Below are 12,208 nucleotides of genomic sequence, written 5' to 3' on the forward strand. Positions count from 1 at the left end.
ATCGCGTCAATTATTTAGCCATTGACGTTTCACCCGCCCGCGGGCGACTCGGCCGTACGGCGGGGACGGGACCGACATCCGGTCGCCGCGCCGGATGCCGGCCGGGCGGGTCCGCCGGCGAACGACGAAGGGTGTGCCCACGACCGTGCGGTCGTGGGCACACCCTTCGCCATGGTGGGCTTGCCTACTTCTTGAACCCGTAGTTCATCAGCTTCGTCGCGTCCGAGGCACGGCTGGTCGCCGAGGAGGAGGCGAGAACGGTACCGATGACCGTCTTGCCGTTCCGGGTCGCGGCGAAGACCAGGCAGTACTTCGCAACCGCGCCGGAACCGGTCTTGACACCGATGGTCCCGGAGTAGCTCTTCAACAGCGTGTTGGTGTTGGTCCACGACATGTAGCGGTAGCCACCGCTCTTCGTGGTCACCTTCTGCTTGGTCGCCTTCGTCTTCACGACGGTGCGGAAGGTGGAGTACTTCATCGCGCTGCTGGCGAGCTTGGTCAGGTCGCGAGGAGTCGAGTAGTTCCCCCCGTTCCCGATGCCGTCGAACGAGTCGAAGTGGGTGTTCTTCAGACCCAGGCTCTTGGCCGTCGAGTTCATCTTGCCGATGAACGACTTGACCCGTGCGGCCCGCGTGGAGCCGCTGCCGAACTTGTCGGCGAGAGCGTAGGCCGCATCGCAGCCGGATGGGAGCATCAGCCCGTACAGCAGCTGACGCACCGTCACCTTGTCACCGACGATCAGGTGCGCCGAGGAGGCGCCCTTGGAGACGATGTAGTCGCTGTACGCCTTCTGAATCGTGACCTTGGCGTCAAGGTTCAGATTCGGCTGGGCGAGCACGACGCGAGCGGTCATGATCTTGGTGGTGGAGCCGGTGGAACGGCGGGTGTCGGCGGCCTTCGAGTAGAGGGCCTTACCCGTCGCGTTGTTCATCACGAAGCCGCCCTTGGCGGTGATCGTGGGCACCGTGAGCGTCGCGGCCTGCGCCGGGACGGTGAGTGCTGCGGCGGACAACACTGCTCCCGCAGTGATCGTCACCGCAGACACGCGGGATGTGATCTTTATGCCGTTTTTCAAAGTGTATACCCCAAATGTTCCTATGGGTTGACGGCATGACGAAGCCGCCAGCCGATAGGACTCCCGAGGGGCGCAAAGGGATGCACATCCCGTCGAGAATTTTCCGACTTCTCACGCGATTCATTCGGGCATAAGCGTCCAATCACCCCTGTGCGGTGGATTTCGGGCCGGTGCGGCACGATGCCGGCCCCGGCGCGCACCCTCCGCCATCCAGGACCACGGCGGGACCGGCGTGCGCATGCACGACGGCCGCCGGCGTCTCCCGGTCGCCCGCCCGACGCCGCGCACCGCCCTGGGGCCGCTCCGCCAAGATCGGCTCAACCAGCCACCCAGCCAGCAGAAACGATGTCTAATGGCCCCGCAGTGAATGGATTCATTCGCCATCGCCGGCAGCTGATCGCGCATCACCGTCCAGATGGGATCACTTACTTGCACATATCGAGAAAGCTCACGCGCATCGGACGGCACAGACTCACCGCGGGCCTGACGGTACTGAGCCTGTCACTGCTCACCCTGCTGGGGACGCAGGCATCGGCCACCGCACAGACGCCGGCCGGTACGACACACGAGGGCGCGGACACCGGCAGGGGCAACGGGCTGTCCATGGAGCCCTCCTGCTCCACACCCGAGAAGAACGAGTTCGCGTGCTTCGCCCTGCGCCGCACGGACCTCGCGACCGACAGGCGGTCGTCGGAACCGGCCGGGTACGGCCCCGGCGATCTGCGAAGCGCCTACGACCTCCCGGCCAACGGCGGCGCCGGCCAGACCGTCGCCGTGGTCGCCGCGTACGACGACCCCACCGCCGAGCAGGACTTGGCGGTGTACCGGCAGCAGTACGGACTGCCGGCCTGCACCACCGGCAACGGCTGCTTCCGCAAGGTCGACCAGCGCGGCGGCACCGACTACCCGCAGCCCGACCCCGAGTGGGCCGGGGAGATCTCGCTGGACCTGGACATGGTCTCGGCCGTGGCGCCGAACGCGCACATCCTGCTGGTCGAGGCCGACAGCGCCGACCGCGGGAACCTCGGGGCGGCCGTCGACCAGGCCGTCGCTCTCGGCGCCAAGTTCGTCTCCAACTCCTACGGTTCCTACTACGACAGTTACCCCGGGGGCGGTGAGGACCCCGCCGAGACCACCGACACGCACTACGACCACCCCGGTGTCGCCATGGTCGTCGCGTCGGGGGACCTGAACTACGGTGTCCCCTACCCCGCCGCCTCCCCGTACGTCACCTCGGTCGGCGGCACCTCCCTCGCACGGGACCCGAGCGCTCCGCGCGGATGGTCGGAGTCGGTCTGGAGCAACGGGAACGACGGCACCGGCTCGGGCTGCTCCGCCTACCAGGCGAAACCGGCCTTCCAGAAGGACACCGGCTGCCCGCGGCGTACCGTCGCGGACGTCTCGGCCGTCGCCGACCCCGCCACCGGGGTGGCGGTCTACCAGACCTACGGGCAGACCGGCTGGCAGGTCTACGGAGGGACCAGCGCGGCCACGCCGATCATCGCCGGGGTCTACGCGGCGGCCGGAACGCCGGCGGCCGACAGCTACCCCAACTCCTACCCCTACGCCGCCACCGGCGGCCTCAACGACGTGACCAGCGGGGCCAACGGCGAGTGCGACCCCGCCTACCTGTGCACCGCGGGGCCGGGATACGACGGACCGACCGGGCTGGGTACGCCCCGGGGTCTCGGCGCGTTCCGCGGCGGGCCGCGCGGGGAGGTCTCCGGGACGGTCACCGACTCCGGGACCGGCAAGCCTGTGGCCGGGGCCGCGATATCGGGCGGTGACGTCGTGGTGCACTCCGACGCCTCGGGGGCCTACACGCTGTCCCTGCCTGCCGGAACCTACGACATCGGCGTCGAGGCCTTCGGCTATGCGACCGTGTCCACGCCGGACGTCGCGATCCCCGACGGCGCCGCTCTGACGAGGGACTACGCACTCCACACGGTGCCCAGCCGCACGGTCACCGGGAAGGTCACCGACGGTTCCGGCCACGGCTGGCCGCTCTACGCCAAGATCGCCGTGGACGGCTCGCCCGCCGGCCCGGTGTGGACCGACCCCGCGACCGGCGCGTACAGCGTCAGGCTCCCCCAGAACCGCGCGCACACCCTGCGGATCACGGCCTCCCTCCCCGGCTACGAGGAAGTCACCCGGCACCTCGCGGCAGGCACGGCGGCGCAGCGGCTCGACATCCCGGTACCCGCCGGCGTCTGGTCGGCCGGCGCCCCCGCCTACGCGCCGAAGCTGACCGGCCCGACGCAGGAGTTCGCCTCGACGGACTCCGCGCCCGGGGGCTGGTCGGTGGTCAACGCCGAGGGAACGCAGGGCGGCTGGGCGTTCGACGACCCGGGTTCGCGTTCCAACACCACCGGTGGCGACGGTGGTTTCGCGGTGGTCGACAGCGACCACTACGGCTACCCGGCCAGCCAGGACTCCAGCCTGGTCAGTCCGCGGTTCGACTTCACCGACGTCGCGGTCCCCGAGCTGGCCTTCGACACCGACCTGATGCCCTTCTTCGGTCAGACCGCCGACCTCGACGCGAGCACCGACGACGGTCACACCTGGAGGAACATCCGGTCCCTCACCAACGACGCGGCCGGCCCGGCACACCTCGAGGTGCCCCTGGCCGCGTACGCGGGCGAGCCCTCGGTCCGGCTGCGGTTCCACTACTCCGCCTCCTACGCCCTGTGGTGGGCCGTTGACAACGTCTTCATCGGCGGCCGGGAACTCACCCCCACCCCGGCCGGCCTGATCACCGGAACCGTCACCGACGCCAACACGGGAACGGGGCTGGCATCCGCCACCGTCACCGACCGCGACGAGACCGGCCTGAGCGCGACCACGGCGGCGACACCCGACGACCCGAACCTCGGCGACGGCTTCTTCACGCTGACCGCGCCGCCGGGCAAGCACGCCCTCACGGCATCGACGCCGCGCTACACCGAGCGGACCAAGACGGTCGCGGCACGCGCCGACACCGTCGTCACCTCGTCATGGAAACTCGCGGCGGGTCAACTGTCCCTGGCGACCGACCCGATCGAGGCCAGCGCGATCCTGGGCAAGAGCGCGACGCACAAACTGACCGTCACCAACACCGGAGGCGCGCAGGCCACCTTGACGCTGGCGGAACGGGCGGGCTCCGGCAGCACCGACGAGGGCGCACCTCTCCACCGCGTCACCCAGCGTCTACTCCCGTCCTCCCGCGCCGACGGGCGCTCCGCGCAGATCGACGGCCGCACCACGCGGACCGCCGGGCGCGCGGCTGCCTCCACCACGGCCGGACCCTCGGGTGACGCCTGGAAGCCCGTCGCCGACCTGCCCACGGCCATCATGGACAACGTCGTCGACACCTACGACGGCAAGGTCTACTCGGCCTACGGGTACGACGGGGAGGACGACACCGGCGACCTGTACCGCCTCACCCCGGACACGGGAACCTGGACCCAGCTCACCTCGTCCCCGCACCCGCGCCGCGCTCCCGCGCACGGCTTCATCGACGGCAAGTTCTACGCCGCCGGGGGCTGGGGCAGCAGCACCGGCGGCATCGACCCGGGCCTGGACGTCTACGACCCGGTCCGCAACACCTGGACCAGCGGCGCGAAGGCGCCCAAGGCCTACGCCGGATCGGGCAGCGCCGTCCTGGACGGAAAGCTGTACACGATCGGCGGTTGCGCGGCCACGAGCTGCGGCACGACCGACGCCTCCGTCTACGATCCCCGGGACAACCGCTGGTCCGAGATCGCCCCGTATCCGGAGCCCATCGCCTGGCAGTCCTGCGCCGCCATCGGAACCAGGATCTACTGCGCCGGCGGCGAGAGCGGAGGCGCCGTCGCCGTCTCCTCCGCGTACGTCTACAACCCCGCCACCGACAAGTGGTCGGCCCTGCCCGACATGCCGATCCCGCTGTGGGGGGCTGCGTACACCGCGGCCAACGGACTGCTGCTGATCTCCAGCGGAGTGACCGACGACAGTCAGCTGACGAACCAGGGCTTCGCCCTCGACCCCGCGACCCGCACGTGGAGCACCCTGCCCAACGCCAACACCAGCACGTTCAGAAGCGGCGGCGCGACGGGCTTCTACAAGGTCGGCGGCACCGTCGACGCGTACGAGCTCTCCCCCACCACCACCGTCGAGCTCCTGCCCGGCTACGACCAGGCGGGACTGTCGGAGGTCACCTGGCTCGGCGAGTCCGCCAAGAAGATCACCCTGTCCCCCGGCCAGAAGACGGTGCTCACGCTCACCTTCGACACCGCGAAACTGGAGGTCGCTCAGCCCGGCGCCTACGGCGCCCGGCTGGCCCTGTTCACCGACACCCCCTACGCACTGCCCGACATCCCCGTGTCCCTGCACGTTGACCCGCCCAGGACATGGGGCGCCATCAGCGGAACGATCCTCGGGGCGACCCCGGCAGGAGGCACGGCTCCCCTGGCGGGCGCGACCGTGCAGATCGACGGCTGGGCCGGCTCCTACACGCTGACGACGCGCGCGGACGGCACCTTCGGGCTGTGGCTCGACAGCCGTGACAACCCGCTGACCGTCATCGTCGCCAAGGACGGCTACCGGCCGGCCGTGGCCACCGTGCGGCTCAAGAGGGGAGCCACCGTCACCCACGACGTCACGTTGAAACGGGTATAGCGGCCACGGCCTCCCCGGGACGGCGGCGGCCGTGCGCGGTCCGAAGTGGGCTGCGCACGGCCGCCGCCATGGTCCACCCGGACGATCCGTCCGGTCCCTTGGGCGCGCCGCGCCATCGACCCGAGGGCCGTGGCGGGACGCTCGCCGTAGCCGCGACGGGTTCCTCCCGTCGACAGGCCGGGCGCCGTATCCCCGAGCACGGCGCCCGGCCACCGGTGCGTCGGGCGGCGGGTGCATGGCTGCGGCCGTACAGGGCAGCCGACGGAGTACGGCCGCGCCGCGACCATCCCACCCCCGGTCGTCGGCGCGGCCGCCGCCCATGCGAGCCGTACGGACGCCTCCTGGGCTCGCGACGCCAAATGTCAGCCCGACCCGCCCGGATGACGTATGGTGGACTCACCGACGCGGGGTGGAGCAGCTCGGTAGCTCGCTGGGCTCATAACCCAGAGGTCGCGTGGTTCAAATCCCGCCCCCGCTACGACATCCGGCCCCTGCCACATCATGTGGCAGGGGCCGGACCCGTGTGCACCGCGGTGCCCGGCGGTCGGTGGAGCGACCAACCCATGTGACTCGGAAAACTTCCGACCGTTGCGCTTCCGTGTCCGGATGGGGCAGGCTGTCGATCTTGTCAGGCCCTGCCCATGGCTCACCCGCCACCACCAGGTGTACGGAACCTCGGAATTGAAAGGTGTGCCGTGGGCCGCCCGCGCTCACTGGTGCACGACGATGGAGCCGGTGCGAGGGGGCATGTTCACGTCCGTGAGGTGACGAAGCGGGCGATGCGGAAGGAAACCGTGTGAGCCGGATCTCGGTCCGGGGACTCGCGGTGGCTTCGGCCACTGCGGTCACCACCGTGGGCGCCGTCGTCGGTGTCGCCTCCGAAGGCGAGCAGACGGGCCTGCAGCCCGTCGCCGCCGCCGACACGACGACCGTCCTCGCGGACATAACCGCCGGCCAGCACGTTCAGCAGGCCTCGCTCACGCATCAGGTGCAGGCGCAGACGGACGCCGCTGACGTCACCACGCGCAGGACCGCTGAGGAATCGGCCCGCCGGCAGGCCGCCCAGGACGCCACCGCCCGCAAGGAGGCCAAGAGGAAGGCCGAGGAGAAGAAGAAGGCCGCCGCCCAGGTGGTCACGGCTTCCTACTCCACCGCCGAGATCCAGGCGATGGCGCGCGAGATCATCGGCGACTCCTCCCAGTTCCAGTGCTTCTCGCAGATCGTCACCCGTGAGAGCGGCTGGAACTACACCGCGACCAACGCCTCTTCCGGCGCGTACGGGCTCGTCCAGGCCCTGCCGGGCACCAAGATGTCCACCGCGGGCGCCGACTGGCGTACCAACCCGCGCACCCAGATCAGGTGGGGCCTGAACTACATGAACGCCGCCTACGGCAGCCCCTGCGGCGCATGGTCGTTCTGGCAGACCAACCACTGGTACTGACCAGCCGTTGCTCCCCCATCGCGGCGAGCCGGCACGCTGCTCAGGAACGCCACGGTCCCCTCTGCCGCCCTGACCGACACCATCGGCAGACCCACCGCACGGCCACGGCGCACCCCCGGACGGGGGTGCGCCGTGGCCGCGGAACCTTCATCTCCCGCAGCGGGCCCGGAGTTCACGTCCGGGGTGCGCCGACGGCCCGTCGCGCGGGCCGTCGGCGCCGTTCCCGGCGCTTGCCCGGTTACTTGCGCTTGAGGGTGAAGTTGGCGGTGACCGTCGCTCCCTTCTTCAGCTTCACCGTCGTGACGGTCGGCTGGTAGCCGTCCTTGGCGACGATGACCGTGAGCGGGTTGTTGCGGACGTCGAGCCACAGTCCGTACGTGCCGTCGGCCGACGTGGTGAGCGTGTAGGACGAGGCCCAGCTGTCGATCTGCACGGTCGCGCCCGCCAGGGGTGCGGTGCCGCCGGTGGCCTTGTTGCCCAGGACGAGACCGGTGATCTTCCCCCAGGTCTTGGGCGGGTCGACGTGCAGGCTGACCGGGATGCGCGGCACCGCGTACGGCGTGTCGGTGCCCACGCTCAGGCCCGCCGTGAGGTCACCGGGCTGGGTCACGGACGGAGCCGTGGCGTCCAGCGAGACGGTGACGGTCGTGCTGGCCCCGGGCTGCAGGGTGAGCTCCTGGACGCTGGTGCTCAGCCAGTCGACGTCGCTCGCCCCGCCCTGGTCGTAGCCGGGCAGCAGCTCGACCTTGCTGATCGGCCTGCCGGGGGCGTTGCCGCCGCCCACCTTGAAGAAGCCGGGTGCGCCGCCGCCGCGGTAGGTGGCGACGTTGGCGTTGGGCAGGGCGGCCCAGGTGCCGGACCTCGGGTCGAAGGCCTGGCTCCGGTTGGTGAGGGCGTTGTTGCCGATTCCGCCGACCAGCAGCAGGCGCCCGTTGGCCGCGGAGTAGTGGGTGCCCCACTGCGGGGCCGGGACGTCCGCGAGCTGCGACCAGCTGTCGGCGCCCGGGTCGTAGGCGTAGGTGTGGATGACGTCGTTCTCACTGGCGCCCAGACCACCGGCGCAGTAGATCTGGCCGTCGATGGCGCCGCACGCCTCCCACGAGATGGGCTCGGGGTAGGCCGCGATCTGGGACCAGCTGTCGGTGCCCGCGTCGTAGACGCTGGCGTCGGTCGTGCCGCAGAAGTCGGCGCCGCAGCCGCCGATCATGTAGAGCTTGCCGTCCAGAACGGCGGTGCCGGATCCGGCGTACGGCTTGGGCGCGGAAGCCCCGGTGGTCCAGCTGTCGGACGCCGGGTCGTAGATCTCCAGCTTGGCGTCCGGGGTGCCCGACGGGCCCCAGCCGCCGACGGCGTAGAGCTTGCCGTCGATGAACCCGTGCGCGGGGTCCTCACGGGTGTCGGACGCGCTCGCCAGCTTGGTCCAGGCGCCGGCCACCGGGTCGAGGACGTACAGGTCCTTCACGTCGGTCGATCCGTTGTACCCGAAGGCCGAGTAGATCTTGCCGTCCAGGGTGTCGACGGCGTTGTCCATGAGGGCGGCCGGAAGGTCCGGGGCCGTCTGCCAGGTGTCGTCGGCAGGGACCGCCGCGGCGGGCTTGGCCGTGCCGGCCGGCGCCCGGGCGTTGCTGGACAGCGGGTTGAAGTTGCCCTTGACGGTCTGCAGCGCGGCGCCCTTGGCCTGCTGGGTGAAGCCGCCGGCCTGTTCGCCGAGCTTGACCGTGGCGGCGGCGCCGCCGGTGTTCCTGACGGTCAGCTTCTGCGTCTTGGCCCCGCCCCAGGCGACGGAGGCGGAGACGGAGGCCGGGGTGATCGCGACCTGACCGGCCTTGAGCTTGAAGTTCGCCTGGACGGCGCTGTCGGCCCCCGCCTTGGCGGTCTTGGAAAGCGAGGTGTACTTCGCCTTGGCCGCGGTGTAGGGGTGGCTGCCGAAGGCGGTCGAGACGAACGAGTAGTAGCCGTCGGGCAGGTTCGGGTCGTCGGGGGTGGCCCCGGTGGTGGTCTTCTCGGTGGGCTTGTCCTGGCTGGTGACGGTGGCACCGACGATGCCGCTACCGGTGTTGGCGTCGGTCACGGTGCCCACGACCAGGCCGGCGGGGACGGGGGTGAGCTGCCTGTTGCCGATGAAAACGTTGTCGACGGCCCACCACCAGCCGAAGCTCCCGGTGAAGTGGAAGCGCAGCTGCACCTCGGACTTGCCGGCGAAGTCGGACAGCGAGGCCTCGATGTGGTCCCCGGTGACGTCCGAGCCGGGCGACCAGATCTTGGTCCAGGTCTTGCCGCCGTCCGCGGTCGCCTCGACGGCCGCGGACTGGCCGCCGTACTGCTTGTACTCGGTGTCGAAGGCGACCTCGGGTTCGTTCTTGCCGGTGAAGTCGTAGACCGGGCTGACCAGCGAGGTGTCCTGGGTGACGCCGCCGCCGAAGTGGTCGCTGTCGATGACGGCGAACGCGCCGTCACCGCCGGTGTGGTTGCCGCGGTCGCCCGGGTCGTCGAACTGCCAGCCGCCCGTGGTGTCCTTGGCGTTGTCCACCGTCCAGTCGGCGGGCGGGGCGTCGGTGGCGTCGAACGGTTCGGTGGTGCCGGTCACGTCGACCCGGTATCCGGGCGGGTTCGCCGTCCAGGAGTCGACCGGGACCGCGATGCCCACCGTCTGCGCCGAGTCGCCGACGGTGATCGTCTTGCTGACGGTCTCGTAGCCGGGCGTCGCCGACGCGACGTGCAGGGTGTAGGAGTGCCCCTGGGGCAGGTCCAGGCTGTACGCACCGGTCGCGGGATCGGTCCACACCATGCCGGGGACGCCGTCCGCGGTGATCTTGGCGTAGAGCGGCCAGCCGTGGCCTGAGCCGTCGGTGACCTTGCCGGCGACCGTCTGGCTGGGCACCGGGGAGAGGCTGAAGTTCTTGGTGACCGTGGCGTCCTCGTCGACCACGATCCCGTCGGCCGAGCCGTCGGCGTAGCCGAACGCCTCGACGGAGACGTCGTAGGTGCCGGTGGGCACGGTCAGGGAGTAGGCGCCGGAGGCGTCGGTGTGGGCGATGCCGGTGCCCGCCGTGACGGTGGCACCGCTGACCGCCTTGCCCGTGGCGCTGTCGGTCACGGTTCCGGCGATCACGCCGTGCGCGCCGGTGCGGAACGCGTTCAGACCGGCGGGCGTGCCAAGGCCCGTCGGGCCGTCGAAGCCGGTGGCTCCGTTGCACAGGTACGACGGGGAGCAACTGCCGTTGCTGCCGGTGGTGATGTCGTTGAGTCCGGTACCGGCCTCGTACGGATACGCGTTCGGGTACGAGCCGGCGACGGGGGTGCCGGCGGCGGCGTACACCGAGGCGATGATGGGCGACGAGACGCTGGTGCCGCCGTAGACCGCCCAGCCGTTGTGGCCGTAGGTCTGGTAGACCGCCACGTCCTCCGCGACGGCCGAGACGTCGGCGAGTGCGCGGTTGTCGCAGCCGGTGTCGTGCTGGAAGGCGGGCTTGGGCTCGTACAGCGAGCAGCCGGAACCGGCCAGGCTCCAGGCGTCCTCGGTCCATCCGCGGGGGGTGGACGGCGCGCGGGTCAGCGTGGTGCCGCCGACCGCGGTCACATACTGCGAGGCGGCCGGGTAGCTCACGCCGTAGCCGTAGTCGCCGGTGGACGCGGTGATCGCGACGCCGGGGTGGTTGTAGTGGGCGTCCAGGTCCGTGGTCTCGGACGGGTCCTCGCCGTTCCCGCCGCGGTAGTCGGTGCCGTAGGAGTTCGAGACGTACTTCGCACCGAGCGCGACCGCCTGGTCGACGGCGGCGGACAGGCTCTCGAAGCTGTTGTCGTCGGCCTCGACCAGCAGGATGTGCGCGTTGGGCGCGATCGCGGAGACCATGTCGACGTCGAGCGAGATCTCACCGGCCCAGCCGGGGTCCGGTACGGGGTAGTCGGTGCCGCCGCGCTGGTCGACCTTGCGGAAGCATCCGTTGTCCGTGGTGCAGGCCGGCAGCCCGAACTGCGCCCGGTAGACGGCCAGGTCCGCTTCGGCGGTCGGGTCGTCGAAGGCGTCCACGATGGCGACGGTCTGTCCGGCGCCCCCGTCGGCGGGCAGGTCGTAGGCGCTCTGCAGATCGGCGGCACCGTAGCCGGCCGGGGTGTCGGCCGCCCGCAGCAGGCCCTTGACCGGCTTCACGTCGGTGCGGCGCAGGGCGAAGCAGCTGAAGTGGCCGGGCTTGGCGTCGTCACAGGTGGGTTCGAAGGAGGGGCGGCCGTCGGTGGCCGAGGCGGCGGACTTCGCGCCTGCGGCCCCGGTGGCTAATGCCGGTGCTTGTACTCCCAGCACCGCCATGGCGGCGGCGCCGAGGACGGCCAGTCCTCTGGTCACCGTCCGGCGGAGGGGGTTGGTGGTTCTCGCTGGTCTGCGCAACGTGACTCCCATGCGTGCGTGCAGGGATAGAGCCGTGTACGGCTCCCGGGCGACGGCGAACGTCCGAGCGTTCACCGGAGCCCATTAGCGAGTTCCGCTCTGTTCATGTCAACAAGGAAGAATCGGCAGCGGTGGTGACCGAACGTCATCGCACGAATGCTGCACGTGCACGACGACGGTGATTGTTGGGCGTTTTGGAGGGGAATTGGTGTTGTAGTGTGTTCGCTGAGTGAACGCTGGGCTTCTGTTACTCGTGAGTGGTCACTGCACGTATCGAGGGCGTGAATACGACACGCGACGGAAAGACGCCAGCACCCCGGAGAATGGATCAAGGTTCCCGGACGGCATTTGCGCTGGTCGGCAGCCCATTCGCTGACAACTCGGCGCGCGATAGGTTCGTCCGCCGGATATGTCCTGACGTGACCCGCCGTATCCGCGGAGCCCGCTTGCGGCACGCCCCAATGCCACCTTCCCGGCGTCCGACGCAATTGCGCACCACATCTCGGACGGCGGCTTCCACCAATCCCCTTTACTGACCCGTCATCAGGTTGCATGGGACGATCCGGGGGAATCTCAGGCCGCACCGCATTCCTGATGGACGACTTTGTCGCAGATCGGCTGCAGCACGCATCGGCGTCTTGCACCGCAAGAGACGCGGCCCGCCCCAACCCCG

The 12,208-nt window shown here is 70.2% G+C and carries 4 protein-coding genes and 1 tRNA gene; 3 read left to right on the forward strand and 2 right to left on the reverse strand.

Features of this window, described 5'->3' with window-relative positions:
• Positions 1-184: 184 nt before the first annotated feature.
• Positions 185-1,075 carry a D-alanyl-D-alanine carboxypeptidase family protein gene (locus PV341_RS04355; protein WP_500329298.1) on the reverse strand — a complete coding sequence of 297 codons (891 nt, stop codon included), beginning with the start codon at positions 1,073-1,075 and terminating at the stop codon, positions 185-187.
• Positions 1,076-1,504: 429 nt separating this feature from the next.
• On the opposite strand from PV341_RS04355, the gene PV341_RS04360 reads away from it, so the two are divergent.
• The 3 genes from PV341_RS04360 to PV341_RS04370 all read left to right on the forward strand — a co-directional run bounded on the left by PV341_RS04360 (position 1,505) and on the right by PV341_RS04370 (position 7,151).
• A complete protein-coding gene (locus tag PV341_RS04360) occupies positions 1,505-5,710 on the forward strand; it encodes a carboxypeptidase regulatory-like domain-containing protein (RefSeq protein ID WP_500356749.1) in 4,206 nt (1,401 codons plus the stop codon).
• A gap of 403 nt (positions 5,711-6,113) precedes the next feature.
• A tRNA-Met gene (locus tag PV341_RS04365) sits at positions 6,114-6,188 on the forward strand.
• Between the two features lie 318 nt (positions 6,189-6,506).
• A complete protein-coding gene (locus PV341_RS04370; protein WP_500329296.1) occupies positions 6,507-7,151 on the forward strand; it encodes an aggregation-promoting factor C-terminal-like domain-containing protein in 645 nt (214 codons plus the stop codon).
• A 238-nt stretch (positions 7,152-7,389) separates the two neighbouring features.
• Here PV341_RS04370 and PV341_RS04375 read toward each other — a convergent pair whose 3' ends face one another.
• Positions 7,390-11,457: a Kelch repeat-containing protein gene (locus PV341_RS04375; protein ID WP_500329315.1), complete on the reverse strand. Its 4,068-nt coding sequence runs from the start codon at positions 11,455-11,457 to the stop codon at positions 7,390-7,392.
• Positions 11,458-12,208 lie beyond the last annotated feature (751 nt).

Origin of the sequence: Streptomyces sp. PA03-1a, assembly GCF_033792805.1 — a bacterium.
Classification (GTDB): domain Bacteria; phylum Actinomycetota; class Actinomycetes; order Streptomycetales; family Streptomycetaceae; genus Actinacidiphila.